The organism is Streptomyces sp. NPDC058674 (assembly GCF_042716505.1).
In the GTDB taxonomy this organism is placed as follows: Bacteria; Actinomycetota; Actinomycetes; order Streptomycetales; family Streptomycetaceae; genus Streptomyces.
The window spans coordinates 1-16,523 of sequence record NZ_JBHXSC010000075.1 but is presented as its reverse complement, the minus strand read 5'-3'; the positions used below and the strand labels follow the sequence as shown (position 1 = coordinate 16,523).

15 protein-coding genes are annotated in these 16,523 nt (G+C 70.9%); 7 read left to right on the top strand and 8 right to left on the bottom strand.

The window, feature by feature from the left end; translation table 11 throughout:
• Positions 1-94: 94 nt before the first annotated feature.
• The gene (locus ACFWU6_RS28795) at positions 95-1,579 is read right to left on the bottom strand and encodes a PLP-dependent aminotransferase family protein (RefSeq protein WP_383802145.1); all 1,485 of its coding nucleotides are present in this window, start codon (positions 1,577-1,579) and stop codon (positions 95-97) included.
• Positions 1,580-1,916: 337 nt separating this feature from the next.
• On the opposite strand from ACFWU6_RS28795, the gene ACFWU6_RS28790 reads away from it, so the two are divergent.
• From ACFWU6_RS28790 to ACFWU6_RS28780, 3 genes are all read left to right on the top strand, one after another.
• On the top strand, positions 1,917-2,495 hold the full coding sequence (locus ACFWU6_RS28790; RefSeq protein ID WP_383802306.1) for an NTP transferase domain-containing protein: 579 nt from the start codon (positions 1,917-1,919) through the stop codon (positions 2,493-2,495).
• A gap of 251 nt (positions 2,496-2,746) precedes the next feature.
• Positions 2,747-4,366 carry a malate synthase A gene (gene aceB, locus ACFWU6_RS28785; protein WP_383983842.1) on the top strand — a complete coding sequence of 540 codons (1,620 nt, stop codon included), beginning with the start codon at positions 2,747-2,749 and terminating at the stop codon, positions 4,364-4,366.
• A gap of 368 nt (positions 4,367-4,734) precedes the next feature.
• Positions 4,735-5,925, top strand: coding sequence for a GDSL-type esterase/lipase family protein (locus tag ACFWU6_RS28780; RefSeq protein WP_383983839.1), 1,191 nt, complete (start codon positions 4,735-4,737; stop codon positions 5,923-5,925).
• Positions 5,926-6,045: 120 nt separating this feature from the next.
• Here the strand turns inward: ACFWU6_RS28780 and ACFWU6_RS28775 are convergent, their stop codons facing one another.
• The 7 genes from ACFWU6_RS28775 to ACFWU6_RS28745 all read right to left on the bottom strand — a co-directional run bounded on the left by ACFWU6_RS28775 (position 6,046) and on the right by ACFWU6_RS28745 (position 12,012).
• Positions 6,046-7,437: a nucleobase:cation symporter-2 family protein gene (locus ACFWU6_RS28775; RefSeq protein ID WP_383983837.1), complete on the bottom strand. Its 1,392-nt coding sequence runs from the start codon at positions 7,435-7,437 to the stop codon at positions 6,046-6,048.
• 355 nt (positions 7,438-7,792) lie between these two features.
• Positions 7,793-9,196 carry an 8-oxoguanine deaminase gene (locus ACFWU6_RS28770; protein ID WP_383802158.1) on the bottom strand — a complete coding sequence of 468 codons (1,404 nt, stop codon included), beginning with the start codon at positions 9,194-9,196 and terminating at the stop codon, positions 7,793-7,795.
• A 186-nt stretch (positions 9,197-9,382) separates the two neighbouring features.
• Complete coding sequence (gene pucL, locus ACFWU6_RS28765) at positions 9,383-10,306, bottom strand: factor-independent urate hydroxylase (RefSeq protein WP_383802161.1); 924 nt, start codon at positions 10,304-10,306, stop codon at positions 9,383-9,385.
• 1 nt (position 10,307) lies between these two features.
• Complete coding sequence (gene uraH / locus ACFWU6_RS28760) at positions 10,308-10,712, bottom strand: hydroxyisourate hydrolase (protein ID WP_383802164.1); 405 nt, start codon at positions 10,710-10,712, stop codon at positions 10,308-10,310.
• Between the two features lie 7 nt (positions 10,713-10,719).
• Positions 10,720-11,226, bottom strand: a complete 507-nt coding sequence (gene uraD, locus ACFWU6_RS28755) for a 2-oxo-4-hydroxy-4-carboxy-5-ureidoimidazoline decarboxylase (RefSeq protein ID WP_383802167.1) — start codon at positions 11,224-11,226, stop codon at positions 10,720-10,722.
• A 154-nt stretch (positions 11,227-11,380) separates the two neighbouring features.
• A complete protein-coding gene (locus tag ACFWU6_RS28750) occupies positions 11,381-11,764 on the bottom strand; it encodes a helix-turn-helix domain-containing protein (protein ID WP_383983835.1) in 384 nt (127 codons plus the stop codon).
• On the bottom strand, positions 11,761-12,012 hold the full coding sequence (locus ACFWU6_RS28745) for a hypothetical protein (RefSeq protein ID WP_383802173.1): 252 nt from the start codon (positions 12,010-12,012) through the stop codon (positions 11,761-11,763). The genes ACFWU6_RS28750 and ACFWU6_RS28745 overlap by 4 nt, the downstream gene beginning before the upstream one ends.
• A gap of 126 nt (positions 12,013-12,138) precedes the next feature.
• Between ACFWU6_RS28745 and ACFWU6_RS28740 the strand changes: the two genes are divergently transcribed.
• The 4 genes from ACFWU6_RS28740 to ACFWU6_RS28725 all read left to right on the top strand — a co-directional run bounded on the left by ACFWU6_RS28740 (position 12,139) and on the right by ACFWU6_RS28725 (position 16,459).
• Positions 12,139-12,972 (top strand): TIM barrel protein, encoded by an 834-nt coding sequence (locus ACFWU6_RS28740; protein ID WP_383983833.1) that lies wholly within the window; start codon positions 12,139-12,141, stop codon positions 12,970-12,972.
• A gap of 76 nt (positions 12,973-13,048) precedes the next feature.
• Positions 13,049-13,939 carry a 2-hydroxy-3-oxopropionate reductase gene (locus ACFWU6_RS28735; RefSeq protein WP_383802179.1) on the top strand — a complete coding sequence of 297 codons (891 nt, stop codon included), beginning with the start codon at positions 13,049-13,051 and terminating at the stop codon, positions 13,937-13,939.
• A 262-nt stretch (positions 13,940-14,201) separates the two neighbouring features.
• Positions 14,202-15,659 (top strand): catalase, encoded by a 1,458-nt coding sequence (locus ACFWU6_RS28730; RefSeq protein ID WP_383802309.1) that lies wholly within the window; start codon positions 14,202-14,204, stop codon positions 15,657-15,659.
• 506 nt (positions 15,660-16,165) lie between these two features.
• Positions 16,166-16,459 carry a hypothetical protein gene (locus tag ACFWU6_RS28725; RefSeq protein WP_383802182.1) on the top strand — a complete coding sequence of 98 codons (294 nt, stop codon included), beginning with the start codon at positions 16,166-16,168 and terminating at the stop codon, positions 16,457-16,459.
• The last annotated feature ends 64 nt before the right edge of the window (positions 16,460-16,523 follow it).

The window sequence follows — 16,523 nt, the reverse complement described above, 5'->3', positions numbered from 1 at the left end:
CCGGCCGGTACACCGGGCCGCGGTCGGGCGGGCACCGGCGCCCGCGGGCGGTCCGGCCGGCCGGCGGTCGGGCCGGCGGTCCGGCCGCCGGCGGCTACGCGACCCAGTGCGGGCGGTCCACCCCCGAGGTGAGCGGGACCCCGTCGTGGAAGGCGGCCGCGAGCCGGCGCACGCCCTCGTCCAGACGGTCCGGGGGGAGCGTGTACGGGATCCGCAGGCGGTGTTCGAAGGTGCCCGGGTCCACTCCGAAGCGGGCGCCGCGGCCGATGTGGACCCCGGCCGCGGCGGCCCGCTCCGAGAGGGCGGAGCCGACCGGCTCCCCGAGGTCGACCCAGAGCGAGAGGCCGCCCGGCGGCAGCTGCCAGGACCACTCCGGGACGTGCCGCCGGAGCGAGCCCACCAGCGCCTCGCGCCCGATCCTCAGCTGGTCGAGGCGGAGGGGCAGGGACCGGTCCAGGCCGGCCATCAGCGGGAGCGCCACCAGCTGGTCCAGGACGGATCCGGTCATGTCGGCAGCGACCTTCAGCGTCGTCAGCTCGGTGATCATCTTGGCGCCGGTGCGGATCCAGCCCGCCCGCAGGCCGCCCCAGTGGGTCTTGCTGAGCGAACCGATGGTGATCACGTGGTCGGCGCCGCCGCGCGGGGCGAGCGAGGCCAGCGGCGGGGGCGCCGGCACGTCCAGCGCGATGTCGGCGATGGTCTCGTCCACCACCAGCCAGGTCCCGGTGGCGCGCGTCGCCGCGAGCAGCCGCAGCCGCTGCTCCGGCGGCATCAGCGCGCCCGTCGGGTTCTGGAAGTCGGGGATCGCGTACGCCAGCCGCGGCACGGTCTGGCGCAGCGTGGACTCGGCGATCTCCATGTCCCAGCCCGCGTCGGAGACGGCGACGGATACGGTGCGCAGCCGCGCGTGGCGCAGGGCGTCGAGGGCGTTGGCGTACGTCGGGTTCTCGGTCACCACCCGGTCCCCGGGCCGGCAGAGCAGGCTGACGACCAGCGAGAAGGCCTGCTGGGCCCCGGCGGTGACCAGGATCTGCTCGGGGCGGGTGGGCAGTCCGCGCCGGGTGAACCGATCGGCGACGGCGGCCCGCAGGTCGGGCAGGCCGAAGGGGTGGTAGCCGGGGGTTCGGGCCGCGGCGGGGAGCCGGGGCGCGGCCCAGGCCAGTGCGTCGGCCAAGGTGCCGTCCGGGGCGCCCATCGCGGCGATGGCCAGGTCGATCCCCGGGTCGTCGTCGCCGTGGCCGCCCGTCCCGATGACCGCGTGGGCGCCGACCGGGCCGTGGCCCTCCGGGAGCTCGGTCCAGGTTCCCGAGCCCCGGCGGCTGCGTACGTAGCCGCTCTCGCGCAGCAGGTCGTAGGCGCCGGTGACGGTGGCCCGGCTGGCGCCGACGGCCTCGGCGAGCTCGCGCTCCGCGGGCAGCCGGACGTGCAGGGCGATCCGGCCGTCGAGGATCAGGGTGCGGACGGCGTCGGCGAGCGCCCGGTAGCCGGGGCGGGCCAGGACGGAGTCCGGCAGCAGGGCAGCAAGCTGCCGGCTGCCCATCACCCGGTCCACCGTGTGGACCACTCGCCCGTTTGCCATGCCAACCTCCCCTGATTGGCTCTGACGGCCAGGCCAATCCGGGACCAGACTCGCCTTGCTGGTCCCCGATGGGCAAGGAGCCGCCGAAGATGTTGACCGACCGTGACGAACGCGCCCTGCTGGCGCGTGCCGAGAGCCGGATCTGCGAACCGCCGCGGATCGCGGCCGCGGTGGCCGCCGTGCGCCGCGCCCTGGCCGGGCTCCGGTCGTCGGCCCGCACGCGGCGCGGGGTCGCCCCAGTACAAGAGCGAGAATCGGTGCCATGCCAGCCCACACCACTCGGTCGTCCCGCACCCCACGGTCATCCCACACCACGCGTCCCGCCGGTTCACCGGTGATCGCCGGCCTGCTCCTCGCGGCGGGCGGCGGGCGCCGCCTCGGCGGCCGGCCCAAGGCCCTGCTCCCCTACCGCGGCCGCCCGCTGGTCGAGAACGCCGTACGGGTTCTGCGCGAGGCGGGCTGCGGTCCGCTGCACGTGGTGCTCGGCGCCTCGGCGGCTGAGGTCCGGGAGCGGGCGGACCTCGCCGGGTGCGTGGTCGTCGACAACCCGGACTGGGCGCAGGGCATGGGCTCTTCGCTGCGCGTCGGGCTCGCCTCCCTCGCCGGCACGGACGCCCGCGCGGCCCTGGTGTCGCTGGTCGACCAGCCGGGCATCGGGCCCGCCGCCGTGACCCGGGTGCGCGAGGCGTACCGCTCCCCCGCGAGCCTGGTGGCGGCCGCGTACGGCGGGGAGCGCGGCCATCCCGTGCTCTTCGGCGCGGACCGCTGGGCGGACGTCACCGCGACGGCGACGGGTGACAAGGGCGCGCGGGTGCACCTGGCGCGGCACGCCGGGGAGCTCGTACTGGTGGAGTGCGGGGACGTCGCGGAGGCCTTCGACATCGACACGCCGCCCGACCTGGCGCGTCTGGCCTGAGCGGGGCGTGACGGCCGTGGCACCGAGGGCCACCGGGGGGCGGAATATGTCGACCCGGAGAATCTCGACATCAACAAACCATTGAACTTCCACCATGAGGAAATTACTATCCACTGGTCAGAAGCGCCCTGAACCCACAGACGGCGCCCGCGACCGTAGTCCGGAACTCTCCACACCCGGCGGCACTGCGTGCCGTCTTGCGCGAGCATTCCCCGCGGCCGCCAGGCACCGCCGCTGAAGGAGTGACAGATATGTCCGCACCAGCGCCGTCCCCGCTGGCCATCGTCGACGCCGAGCCCCTGCCCCGGCAGGACGAGGTCCTCACCGAAGCGGCCCTCGTCTTCGTCGCCGAGCTCCACCGGCGGTTCGCCCCCCGCCGCGCCGAGCTCCTCGCCCTGCGCGGAGAGCGCCGCGCCGAGATCGCCCGGACCTCCACCCTCGACTTCCTCCCGGACACCGCACAGGTCCGCGAGGGGGACTGGAAGGTGGCCCCGGCCCCGGCCGCGCTGAACGACCGCCGGGTGGAGATCACCGGGCCGACGGACCGCAAGATGACCATCAACGCCCTGAACTCGGGCGCCCGGGTCTGGCTCGCCGACTTCGAGGACGCCTCCGCCCCCACCTGGGAGAACGTCGTCCTCGGCCAGCTCAACCTGATCGACGCCTACGAGCGCCGCATCGACTTCACGGACCCGCGCACGGGCAAGGCGTACACCCTGAAGCCCGCCGACCAGCTCGCCACCGTCGTGATGCGGCCCCGCGGCTGGCACCTGCAGGAGCGCCACCTGCGGTTCGAGGGCGCCCCGGCCTCGGGCTCGCTGGTCGACTTCGGCCTGTACTTCTTCCACAACGCGCAGCGCCTGATCGACCTCGGCAAGGGCCCGTACTTCTACCTGCCGAAGACGGAGTCGCACCTGGAGGCGCGCCTCTGGAACGAGATCTTCGTCTTCGCCCAGGACTACGTCGGAATCCCGCAGGGCACCGTCCGGGCGACCGTCCTCATCGAGACGATCACCGCCGCGTACGAGATGGAGGAGATCCTCTACGAACTGCGCGACCACGCGGCCGGACTGAACGCGGGCCGCTGGGACTACCTCTTCTCGATCGTCAAGAACTTCCGCGACGGCGGCGAGAAGTTCGTCCTGCCGGACCGCAACGCGGTGACCATGACGGCCCCGTTCATGCGGGCGTACACCGAACTCCTGGTGCGCACCTGCCACAAGCGCGGCGCGCACGCCATCGGCGGCATGGCGGCCTTCATCCCGTCCCGCAAGGACGCTGCGGCCAACAAGGTCGCCTTCGAGAAGGTCAAGGCCGACAAGGACCGCGAGGCGGGCGACGGCTTCGACGGCTCCTGGGTCGCCCACCCCGACCTGGTCCCGATCGCGATGGCCTCCTTCGACGCGGTGCTCGGCGAGAAGCCGAACCAGAAGGACCGGCTGCGCGAGGACGTCTCGGTGGCTCCGGGCGAGCTCATCGCGATCGACTCCCTGAACGCCCGGCCCACGTACGACGGCCTGCGCAACGCGGTCCAGGTCGGCATCCGCTACATCGAGGCCTGGCTGCGCGGTCACGGCGCCGTCGGCATCTTCGGGCTGATGGAGGACGCGGCCACCGCCGAGATCTCCCGCTCGCAGATCTGGCAGTGGATCAACGCCGGCGTCGTCTTCGAGAACGGCAAGACCGCCACCGCGGAGCTGACCCGCGAGATCGCCGCCGCCGAACTGGCCGCCATCCGCGCCGAGGTCGGCGAGGAGGCCTTCGCCGCCGGCCGGTGGCAGCAGGCACACGACCTGCTCCTCAAGGTCTCCCTGGACGCCGACTACGCGGACTTCCTCACCCTCCCCGCCTACGACCAGCTGGTCGGCTAGCCCCACTGGATCCGGCCGAATCGCACAGCGGCCGGACACCGCCGGCTCCGCCCCCGTCGCCCCCGCGGCACGGGGGCGGAGCCGTCCGCGTCCCCGGGGAGCCGACGACGCCCCGGCTCCGACGCCCCGGGGCCGGCTCGGGCAGGACACCGCGCCTCCCCCGCATCCCGCGGCCCCGGCGCACCTCCGGCCCCTCCGGCCCGAACGACCGATCGGTCGTTATTCCATCGTGACCGCCGGCTACCTAGCGGTAACAAGGCGCGGCGTGTCACCTTTCCGGTTGCCACCGGCCGGCGGTACCCCCACCTTCCGCGCCATGCAACGGAGTTGCTCCCTCCTCCGGCATGGCCGACCGCAGGAGTCCCGTTGTGATCGGTTTCCGCAACGCCAGCAAGGACCGGACCCGCAGCCGTGTGCGACGGCTCGCCCGGGCCGGACTGGTCCTCCCGCTCGCCGCCGGCACGCTGCTGGCCGGCGGCGTCGGCGCCTCGGCGGCCGGCTCCGGAAGGGGCCCCACCGCCGTGGTGTCCCTGGGCGACAGCTACATCTCGGGCGAGGCCGGCCGCTGGAAGGGCAACAGCCTGACCAACACCGGCAGCAGGAACGCGACCGACCGCGCCTGGGTCTCCGGCAGCGCCTACGACCCCGGGAAGGTGTACGGGACGACGGCCGGCGGGTGCCACCGGTCCGACTCCGCCGAGGTGCGCAGCGCCGGCCCGATCGCCGACGTCGCCGTCAACCTGGCCTGTTCCGGAGCGACTTCGCAGAACGTCTTCCGCGCCTCCAACGGCGGAGTGTCCTTCAAGGGCGAGGCCCCGCAGGCCGACCGGCTCGCCGCCGTCGCCGCGGACCACGACGTCAAGGTCATCGCCCTGTCCATCGGCGGCAACGACCTGGGCTTCGCCGACATCATCACGGCGTGCGCCTACGACTTCGTCCTGTGGGGCTCCTACTGCCACGACGACCAGCAGTACGGCGTGGACCAGAGGATCGACCGGGTGACGGCCGACGTCGGCAAGTCCGTCGACGAGGTGCGGGCGGTGATGCGCGCGGCCGGGTACACCGACGCCTCGTACCGGATCGTGCTGCAGTCCTACCCCTCGCCGATCCCCCGCGGGGCCGAGAACCGGTACCCGCAGAGCGACTGGAGCCGGGTGAACACCGGCGGCTGCCCCTTCTGGAACCGGGACTCGGACTGGGCCCGGGACTCGCTCGTGCCGCAGATCGCGGGCCGCATCAAGGCGGTGGCGGCGGCCAAGGGCGTGCAGTTCCTGGACCTGCGGGACATGTTGCAGGGCCGCGAGGTGTGTGCCAGGGCGAGCAAGCACGTCAGCCCCGCGGTCCCCGCGTCGGCGAGGACCAGCGAGTGGGCCCGGTGGATCGACAGCAGCGAGACCCAGGGGCCGGTCCAGGAGTCCATGCACCCCAACCACTTCGGCCAGCTGGCCGCGGGGCGCTGCCTTGCCCTGGTGACCGCCCAGCCGGCCGGCAGCGGCTTCTCCTGCAAGAACACCGCCGGAGCGGATGAGACGGGGATGTACCTCACCCCGGCTCCGTAGTCCGGATGCCGGGGTGATCCCGCGGTGAACGCCGGTACGGCGGTGCGTACGCCACGCCCGCAGCGGGTGGCGTGCGCACCGCCGTACCGGTCGGCGCCCTCCGGGCCGGGGCGGGCCCGGTCAGTGCACCGCCACCGGTTCCGGGGCGACGGCCTGCGCGGCGCCCTTCCCGGCGCCGAGGTGGTTGAAGGCCAGGTTCAGCAGGATGGCCACCACGCAGCCGGTGCTGATGCCGGAGTCGAGGACGACCAAGAGGTCCTCGGGGAAGGCGTGGTAGAACTCCGGCGCGGCGATCGGGATCAGGCCGATGCCGACCGAGGCGGCGACGATCAGGGCGTTCTCGCCCCGCTCCATGGCCGCGCCCGCCAGGGTCTGGATGCCGCTGGCCGCGACGGACCCGAAGAGGACGATGCCCGCGCCCCCGAGGACCGGCAGCGGAACCAGCGCGATCACCGAGGCGGCCATCGGGCACAGGCCCAGCAGGATCAGGATGCCGCCGCCCGCGGCGACGACGAACCGGCTGCGCACCTTCGTCATGGCGACCAGCCCGATGTTCTGGGCGAAGGCACTGCACATGAAGCCGTTGAACAGGGGGCTTATCGCACTGCCGAGGGTGTCGGCGCGCAGGCCGCCCTCGATGGTCCTGGCATCGGCTGGCCGGCCGACGATCCTGCCCAGGGCCAGGATGTCGGCGGTGGACTCGGTCATGCAGACGAGCATGACGATGCACATCGAGATGATGGCGGCGACCTGGAACTGCGGTGCGCCGAAGTGGAAGGGGGTCGGGAAGCCGACGACGGCCGCGTTCTTGATCGCGTCGAAGCCGGTCATGCCCAGCGGGACGGCGATGAGCGTGCCCGCGACCAGGCCGAGCAGGATGGATATCTGCTGGAGGAAGCCGCGCAGGAACTTGCGCATCAGCAGGACGATCACCAGCGTGAGGGCGGCCATGCCGATGTTCTTCATCGAGCCGTAGTCGGCGGCGGTGCTGTTCCCGCCCTGCGACCAGTTGAAGGCGACCGGCAGGAGCGAGACACCGATTAGGGTGATGACCGTTCCCGTCACGACGGGCGGGAAGAAGCGGACCAGTTTGCCGAAGTAGGGGGCGGCGAGGAAGCCGACGACGCCGGCGACGATGATCGCGCCGAAGATGACCGGGATGGCGTTGTCCCCCTCCCCCTTGCCGATGGCGATCATCGGTGTCACACCGGCGAAGGAGACGCCGTTGACGAAGGGGAGCTTCGCGCCGATCTTCCAGAACCCGAGGGTCTGGAGGAGGGTGGCGAGGCCGGCGGTGAAGAGCGAGGCGCCCATCAGGAAGGCGGTCTCGGCGGCGGAGAGCCCGACGGCGGGGCCCACGATCATGGGCGGGGCGACGACACCGGCGTACATGGCGGCCACGTGCTGGAGACCGCTCGTGAACATTTTCAGCGGAGGCAGGGTCTCGTCGACCGGGTGCTTCTCCTCCGGTACTGCGACTGCGTCTTTGCGAAACCTGGGCGTTGCGGCCACGGCTTCCTCCGGTCGGTTAACACGTCGGCAGGGACGTGGGTGTCTTGGAGGTGGTGCGAAAGCGGTGCGAGTCGAGCTGATTCAGTAGTGGTCGCGGTACGGCGCGTAGGCGACGCAAGCGATGCGGAAACGATTCGCCCAAACCGGTTCCGCGCGGTGGTTCCGTGCGAGTGAGCCGGGTGTGCCGTGGCAGTGGCCCGGTGGGTGCTCCGTGTGCTGCGAGCGGCACGAGTGACCGCCCCCGGGGGCGCCTTCGGATGTCCTCGGGCGCTTCCCGGGAACGGCTGCCGACGGACCCCGCTCGGGTCCGCGGCCGCCGGCCGGGGGCCGTCCCCCCCGGCCGGACTCCGTGGGATCAGGCCTGCGCGGAAAGACGCGCGAGGCGCTGGGCCTCTTCCCGCGTGGACACGGCGATGGCGTCCTCGTCGGCGAAGAGGAGTCGGTTGTTCTCGACGATCTGCTTGCCGTTGACCAGCGAGAGGGTGACCGGTGCGGCCGCACCGAAGACGAGCGCGGTGACCGGGTCGGCGATGGAGGAGTGGGCCAGCGTGCTCAGGTTCCACATCACCAGGTCGGCGCACTTGCCGACCTCGAGCGAGCCGATGTTGTCGGCGCGGCCGAGGACCTGGGCGCCGCCGTACGTCCCCAGGCGCAGGGCCTGGCGGGCGTTCAGCGCGCGCTCGCGGTGCACCGGGTTCAGCCGGTTGATCAGCAGCGCGTTGCGCAGCTCGGTGTGCAGCTCGCCGGACTCGTTGGAGGCGGTGCCGTCCACGCCCAGGCCGACCGGTACGCCGGCGGCGAGCATGTCCGGTACGCGGGCGATGCCGGCGGCCAGACGGGCGTTGGAGGACGGGCAGTGCGCGACACCGGTCTTGGTGCGGGCGAACGCGGCGATGTCGGAGTCGTTCATGTGGACGCTGTGCGCCATCCACACGTCCTCGCCGAGCCAGCCGGTCGACTCGAAGTAGTCGGTCGGGCCCATGCCGAACAGTTCCTTGCAGAACTGCTCCTCCTCGACGGTCTCGCTGCCGTGCGTGTGCATGCGCACCCCGAGGCGGCGGGCCAGCTCGGCGCCCTGCTTGAGCAGCTCGGTAGAGACCGAGAAGGGGGAGCAGGGGGCGACGGCGACCTGGGTCATCGCGTCGAAGGAGTGGTCGTGGTGCTTCCTGACGGTCGCCTCGGTGTCGGCGAGCGCGCCTTCGAGGGTCTCCACGGCGTGGTCCGGCGGCAGGCCGCCGTCCTTCTCGCTGCGGTCCATGGAGCCTCGGGCGAGGGTGAAGCGGACGCCCATCTCGGACGCGGCGCGGATGATCGAGCCGGAGAGGTCGCCGGAGCCCTTGGGGAAGACGTAGTGGTGGTCCATGGCGGTGGTGACGCCGCCCTTGGCCATCATCGCCAGGGAGCCCTGCGCGGCCGTGTACGTCATCTGCTCGTCGATGCGCGCCCAGGTCGGGTACAGCGCGACGAGCCAGTTGAAGAGGTTGTGGTCGGTGGCCAGACCACGGGTGATCCACTGGTAGAAGTGGTGGTGGGTGTTGACCAGACCCGGGGTGACGAGGTGACCCGTGCCGTCGATGCGGCGGACCACGTTGTCGAGGTTCTCGGGGGCCCTGCCCGCACCGATCGACTCGATCTTGTTGCCGGCGACGACCACGTGGCCCGAGGCGTACTCGGTGTCGTTCGCGTCGACGGTCGCAATCGCACAGTTCTCGATGACGATGCGCTCTACTGCGCCGTCAAGGGCTGCCGATGCTGCCATGGGACTTCCTCGTGCTTTCAGTGGCGGTGCGGGCACGGCAAAGCCCTGGGGATTTGAGTGCCGGAGCCGGGGGCCTTGACAGCTGACAGTACTGCCGCCCCGTGTGGTGCGTCCGGGTGCCGATTCAGGAAGTGAGAGGTGTCGTGTCCCGGGGCCACTGCGGAGCCCCGGGACACGGGTGCCGGATCAGAGGTTGGTCATGTCCACGGGGATGCGGGCGTCGACGCCGTCCCGGAGGACGGTGGCCTCGATCAGACCGTACGGGCGGTCCGCGGCGAAGTACACCTCGTTGTCGTTCTTGAGGCCGAAGGGCTCCAGGTCCACGAGGAAGTGGTGCTTGTTCGGGAGCGAGAAGCGGACCTCGTCGATCTCCGAACGGTGGTTGATGATGCGCGAACCCATCTGGTAGAGGGTCTGCTGCAGCGACAGGGAATAGGTCTCGGCGAAGGCCTGCAGCATGTGCTTGCGGGTCTCGGCGTAGGACTTCTCCCAGTTGGGCATCCGCTGCTCGTCATCGGACCACGCGAAGCGCCAGCGAGCCGATACCTGGGTCGCCAGGATGCGGTCGTAGGCCTCCTTCAGCGTCGTGTACTTGTCCTTCACGTACCCCCAGAACTCGGAGTTCGTGGAGTTCATGACGGTCAGGTCCTTGAGGCCGGAGATGACCTCCCAGTTCTTGCCGTCGTACGTGATCTGGGTGACGCGGGTCTCCATGCCCTCGCGGACGAAGGAGTGGTTCACCTCGTCGGCGCCGATGAACTTGGAGTTCGCGTCCGAGGTGGCGATCCGGGACCAGGAGTACTCCTCGATCCGGATGCGCGCCTTGTGGATCGGCTCCTGGCTGTTGACGAACCAGCGCGCCAGGTGGATGCCGAACTGCTCGGCGGACTCGATGCCGTACTCCTTGGCGAACGCGTACACCGTGTTCTTGGTGGTGTCCGTCGGCAGGACGTTGGCGTTCGAGCCGGAGTAGTGGACGTCGTCCATGTCGCCGGAGAGGGCGACCGAGACGTTCAGGTCCTTGATGTGGTGGGTGTCGCCGTCCCGCGTGATCTTGACGACGCGGTTCTCTGCTTTGCCGTACTGGTTCTGGCCGAGAATCGTGGCCATGCTAGCTCCCTCGGTAAACGGAGTAGCCGAACGGGTTGAGCAGCAGCGGTACGTGGTAGTGCTCGCCGGGGGTGACAGCGAAGGTGATCGTCACTTCCGGAAAGAACGCACCGCTGTCCCTTACGCGGGGGGCGTCCTGCTGCGCCTCGGCTTGCTTCTTTGCACTGTGCTTATTGGAGAAGTACGTCTCGGTCTCGAAGTCGAGACGCACGTGGGTGGTGCCCTCCGGCAGGGCCGGCAGGTCCTTGCAGCGCCCGTCCGCATCGGTGGCGGAGCCGCCCAGGGCCGCCCACGCGCCGCCCGGCCCCGTACGGGCCGACAGCGAGATGGCGACGCCCTCGGCGGGCTTGCCGATGCTGGTGTCCAGGATGTGCGTGGACACCGACGCGGTGGTCTCGGTGCTCATCGTCAGGTCACTCTCCTTCTGCGAGTCGGGTCAGGCGGATCTTGTTGATCTTGACGAGTTCGCCGCGGGCGGTTTCCCGCTCCTGCTCCGGCGAATTGTCGATCCGGACCTTGACCGCGTCCCGCATGAACTCACCGGTCGCACCGGTGGCGCAGATGAGGAAGACGTGGCCGAACTTCTCCTGGTACGCCAGGTTCAGCTCCAGGAGCTCGTGCTTCAGCTCCTCCGAGGCACCGGCCATACCGCGCTGCTCGCGGGCGGAGGTCGGGTCTCCCGGCTTCGGTCGGCCGATCGGCGCGTGGCCTCCCATGGCCTCGCCCAGGTCCTCGGCGGTGAGCTCCGCCATGGCGGCCTCGTTGGCCGAGAACAGGGACTCGACGGTGGTGAAGGGGCGCTGGGCGAGCAGCTTGGCGCCCCATGCCGAACTGGCGCACACCTCGTGCAGTTCGGCCGCGGCCGCGCTGTCGTCCAAGGCGTTGAACCGGGTGAGACCCGGGGTCGGACTCGAAGTCACGGTAGGCCTCCGTGGCCTGTTGTTGCTTTGACGGGCTGCGCATAGCTAACGCTCTCGACCACACGGCGTCAACACTTTGTTGAAACTTCCCGTACACAAAAGCCGCCGCCCGGATGAATGGGGCGGCGGCTCGTCACCTTCGGTGACGCGGCGTTTACGCTTGGCTGTTCTTGTTCGGGTTTTCCCTGTTCAGGTAGTTGTAGACCGTGAAACGGCTTACGCCCAGAGCGCCGGCCACCGTCTCCACGCCGTGCCGCACGGAGAAGGCGCCCCGCGCCTCCAGTATCCGTACGACGTCCTGCTTGGACTTCCGGTCCAGCTGCGCCAACGGCACGCCGTGCCGGCGTTCCAGGGCGGCCAGGATGTGGTCCAGCGAATCCGACAGCTGGGGCAGGCGCACGGCCAACAGCTCCTGACCCTCCCAGGTGAGCACGACGTCGTCGGGCTGCGCCAGGGACGGATCCATCAGCTCGCCGCCCATCGCGTCCACCAGCGGCTTGACCGCGGCGACGAAGGGGTGGTCGCGGGGCTCGGTCACGGCGCGTCCCCCCCGATCACGTTGACCTGGAGCGACACGCGCGTGGCGCCGGCTCCGAGCGAGCCGCGCAGCAGCGCGGCCACCGCGTCGAGGACGTCCGCGGCCTCGCCTTCCGCGGTGTTGCCGAAGGGGCCGACGTCCACCGCGTCCAGCTGGGCCTTCTGGATGACCTCGCGAGCGGCCACGGCATGGGCGGGGGCCTCTTCGAGATCGAAGGGCTCGGTCGTGAACTCCACTCTCAATCGCACGCGGGTCAAGCTACCCCGCAGTCAGGATTTTTCGGGAGTCCGCACTTGACATCCGCGCGGAAGCCCATGCAGTCTTCCATCAAGCAGAAAACAACTTCCGCGATACGGAAGGAGCGCACACCCCTCATGGGATACACGGACCAGCGCTTCGATGTGAACCTCTCGATCCTCTTCACGGAACTCCCGCTTCTGGAGCGTCCCGCGGCTGCCGCCGCGGCGGGCTTCACCGCGGTCGAGCTGTGGTGGCCCTGGATCGAAACCCCCACCCCCGCCCAGTCTGAGCTCGACGCCCTCAAGAAGGCTCTCGAGGACGCCGGCACCCAGCTGGTGGGCCTGAACTTCTACGCCGGCCGGCTGCCGGGCCCGGACCGCGGTGCGGTATCGGTACCCGGCGAGGAGTCGGAGCGCTTCAACGCCAACATCACCGTGGCCGCGGACTTCGCCGCCTCGGTCGGCTGCAAGGCGCTGAACGCCCTCTACGGCAACCGCGTCGAGGGCGTGGACCCCGCCGTCCAGGACGAGCTCGCCCTCGAGAACCTGGCCACGGCCGCACGGGCCGCGGACCGGGTGGGCGCGATCCTCCTGATCGAGACCCTCAACCGGCCCGAGTCGCCGCTCTACCCCCTGGTGAGCGCCCCGGCGGGCATCGAGGTGGTGGACAAGGTGAACGAGGCCACCGGCCTCGGCAACGCCAAGTTCCTGCTCGACCTGTACCACCTGGCGATGAACGACGAGGACCTCTCCGAGGTCATCGGGAAGTACGCCGCCAAGACCGGGCACGTCCAGATCGCGGACAAGCCCGGACGGGGCGCCCCCGGCACCGGCGAGCTGCCCCTCGAAGAGCTGCTCGACCAGCTGGGGAAGGCCGGGTACGAGGGCTACGTAGGCCTGGAGTACAAGGCCGCCGACGCTGCCGCGTCCTTCACCTGGCTGCCGGCCGGCGCACGCGCCGCGCAGTAGCCGGACCCGGATCCGGGCGATCAGCCGGGCACGTCACGCACTTTTCGCACACAGCATGAAGAGAAGGACCCTCACCATGAGCACCCTCCCCAAGATTGCCTGGATCGGCCTCGGAATCATGGGCTCCCCCATGGCCGAGAACCTCCTGAAGGCCGGCTACCCGGTCACCGGCTTCACGCTGGAGCAGGACAAGCTGGACCGCCTCGCCGCCGCCGGGGGCAGCGCCGCGGGCTCGATCGCCGAGGCCGTCAAGGACGCCGACGTCGTCATCACGATGGTGCCCGCCTCCCCGCAGGTCGAGGCCATCGCCTACGGCGCCGACGGCATCCTGGAGAACGCGAGGTCCGGCGCGCTGGTCATCGACATGTCGTCGATCACCCCGCAGACCTCGATCGACCTCGCCAAGAACGCCGCCGAGAAGGGCATCCGCGTCATCGACGCCCCGGTGTCCGGCGGCGAGGCCGGTGCCATCGAGGCCGTCCTGTCGATCATGGTGGGTGGCGAGCAGGCCGACTTCGACGAGGCCCTGCCGGTCCTGGAGGCGCTCGGCAAGACGATCGTGCTCTGCGGCCCGCACGGCTCCGGCCAGACGGTGAAGGCCGCCAACCAGCTCATCGTCGCGGTGAACATCCAGGCGTGCGCCGAGGCCGTCGTCTTCCTCGAGAAGTCCGGCGTGAACCTCCAGGCCGCCCTGGACGTCCTGAACGGCGGTCTGGCCGGCTCCACGGTCCTGACCCGCAAGAAGGACAACTTCCTGAACCGCGACTTCAAGCCCGGTTTCCGGATCGACCTGCACCACAAGGACATGGGCATCGTCACCGACGCCGCCCGCAACGTCGGCGCGGCCCTGCCCGTCGGCGCGGTCGTCGCCCAGCTGGTCGCCTCGCTGCGCGCCCAGGGCGACGGCGGCCTGGACCACTCCGCCCTGCTGCGCGCCGTCGAGCGCCTCTCCGGCGACCAGGTCTGAACCGCCCGGCCGGCCCCTGGCCGCCCGGCCCGGCCCGCGGCCCGCTCGACGGGCCGCCACCCTCCCCCTGACGGGGGTCTGAGTTTCCGGATGGCGTCGGCGCTGACACCTGTCCTGTCGCGCCCAAGCGCCGGCGCCGTCCGGATCACCTCTCCACCATCTTCGTTCAACAAACTGTTGACGTTTGGTTCTTGCCGAAATTAGGCTGTTCCGCATGACGGAAGACACTTTCCGTCGGAAGTTACCCGTACGGAAGGTCACCATGTCGAAGCGCACGCTGACGACCGAGTCCGGCGCCCCGGTCGCCGACAACCAGAACTCCGCCACCGCCGGCGTCGGTGGCCCGCTCCTGGTCCAGGACCAGCAGCTCCTTGAGAAGCTTGCCCGCTTCAACCGTGAGCGCATTCCGGAGCGCGTGGTGCACGCCCGCGGCTCGGCGGCGTACGGCCACTTCGAGGTGACGGACGACGTCACCGCGTACACCAGCGCCGCGTTCCTCAACACGGTCGGCAAGAAGACCGAGACCTTCCTGCGGTTCTCCACCGTGGCCGACTCGCTCGGCGGCGCGGACGCGGTCCGCGACCCGCGCGGCTTCGCGCTGAAGTTCTACACCGAAGAGGGCAACTACGACCTCGTCGGCAACAACACCCCGGTGTTCTTCATCAAGGACCCGATCAAGTTCCCCGACTTCATCCACTCCCAGAAGCGCGACCCCTTCACGGGCAAGCAGGAGCCGGACAACGTCTGGGACTTCTGGGCGCACGCCCCCGAGGCGACGCACCAGATCACCTGGCTGATGGGCGACCGCGGCATCCCCGCCTCCTACCGCCACATGAACGGCTACGGCTCCCACACCTACCAGTGGACCAATGCCCAGGGCGAGGCCTTCTTCGTCAAGTACCACTTCAAGACGAACCAGGGCATCCGCTGCCTCTCCAGCGAGCAGGCCGCCGAGCTCGTCGGCCAGGACGGCAACTCGCACCAGACCGACCTGCTCCAGGCGATCGAGCGCGGCGTGAACCCGAGCTGGACCCTCTACGTCCAGATCATGCCCGCCGCCGAGGCCGCGGACTACCGCTTCAACCCGTTCGACCTCACCAAGGTGTGGCCGCACAGCGACTACCCGCTGCAGCGCGTGGGCCGCCTGGTCCTCGACCGCAACCCGGACAACGTCTTCGCCGAGGTCGAGCAGTCCGCCTTCTCCCCGAACAACTTCGTCCCGGGCATCACCGCCTCGCCGGACAAGATGCTCCAGGGCCGCCTCTTTGCGTACGCCGACGCCCAGCGCTACCGCCTCGGTGTGAACCACACCCTGCTGCCGGTCAACGCCCCGAAGGCGACCACGGCCGACAACTACGGCCGCGACGGCGTCATGGCGCTGCGCAACGGCTCGCGCCACGACAAGAACTACGAGCCCAACTCGTACCAGGGTCCGGCCGAGACCGGCCTGGCGCTGGGCGCCCCGAAGGCCGTCTCCGGCTACACGGGCACTCACGAGGCTCCGGCGCACACCAAGGACGACGACTTCTTCCAGGCCGGTGAGCTCTACCGCCTGATGTCCGAGGACGCCAAGCAGCGTCTGGTGGCGAACATCGCGGGCGGCCTGTCGCAGGTCACCCTCGAACACGTCATCGAGAAGAACCTGGCTCACTTCCACGCCGCGGACGCCGACTACGGCAAGCGCGTCGAGGAGGCCGTCCGCGCCCTGCGCGACGCCTGAGCCGACAAGCCGTACCCGGGCCCTGACGGGAGGTCAGGCCCGGGTACCGAGCCCGACCCGCGGACCCGGATGAGGGGTGGTGCGCGGTGCGGGCAGACCGCGCCAGTCCATGCGGCTGGCGCCGCGTGAGGACCGCGGCGGGCGTGCGAGCCAGTGCGGTGGTCATGGGTCCCGAGGCCCGTCTCTCGACCTGAGGGAGACGGCGCCGGAGTTCTCGTCGCCGCCCGCCGCGGTCCCCGCCGAACCCCCCGTCGGGGATGCGCACAGAGCCCCCGACGGAACACCCCCTCCCCACACTCCGCCCGGCGGTGCGAACGTCCTGTCGCGCCAGCCTCGCTCCGTCGGGCGGTACGAACCAGAGCGCCGAGTCACGGACGGTCCCGTGACCCGGCGCTTTGACGTTTCCACAGTCGGATGCCGGGCGCCGGGGGACGGGGCGGGAGCCGGGCGGGGCGGGCGGGGATGGACAGGGGCGTGGCCGTACGCGGGCGCAGCCGTACGCGGGTATGGCCGTACACGGGCGCAGCCGTACGAGGGTGTGGCCGTACGCGGGCCCGGTCGCGCGCGCCCTCGCCTTCGTCAGCGGCCGCGCCGCCGGCCACACGGACCCGGCCCCGGAGGGCGCCGGGACGGCCGGCCTCGCCCACCGGCACGTCGTACCGCCGGACGCCGCCGAGCGGCTGACCGCGCTGGTGGAGGGGCTCGGCGAGCGCAGGCCGCACGGGACCCTGACCCTGGAGCGGGCCCGCGAGCTGCCGACCGGCGCGGTGCACGCCGAGCTCGGCCCCCGCCCGCGGTAGACCCCCGCCAGGGGTGGACCCGTACCGGGAGCGGCCCCGTACCGTACCGGGCGGGCCGCCACGC

Coding starts and splice junctions, on each gene's coding strand:
- aceB (WP_383983842.1), top strand. CDS start 2,747: ATGTCCGCACCAGCGCCGTCCCCGCTGGCCATCGTCGACGCCGAGCCC.
- ACFWU6_RS28735 (WP_383802179.1), top strand. CDS start 13,049: ATGAGCACCCTCCCCAAGATTGCCTGGATCGGCCTCGGAATCATGGGC.
- ACFWU6_RS28725 (WP_383802182.1), top strand. CDS start 16,166: ATGGCCGTACACGGGCGCAGCCGTACGAGGGTGTGGCCGTACGCGGGC.
- ACFWU6_RS28795 (WP_383802145.1), bottom strand. CDS start 1,579: ATGGCAAACGGGCGAGTGGTCCACACGGTGGACCGGGTGATGGGCAGC.
- pucL (WP_383802161.1), bottom strand. CDS start 10,306: ATGGCCACGATTCTCGGCCAGAACCAGTACGGCAAAGCAGAGAACCGC.
- ACFWU6_RS28770 (WP_383802158.1), bottom strand. CDS start 9,196: ATGGCAGCATCGGCAGCCCTTGACGGCGCAGTAGAGCGCATCGTCATC.
- uraH (WP_383802164.1), bottom strand. CDS start 10,712: ATGAGCACCGAGACCACCGCGTCGGTGTCCACGCACATCCTGGACACC.
- ACFWU6_RS28740 (WP_383983833.1), top strand. CDS start 12,139: ATGGGATACACGGACCAGCGCTTCGATGTGAACCTCTCGATCCTCTTC.
- ACFWU6_RS28730 (WP_383802309.1), top strand. CDS start 14,202: ATGTCGAAGCGCACGCTGACGACCGAGTCCGGCGCCCCGGTCGCCGAC.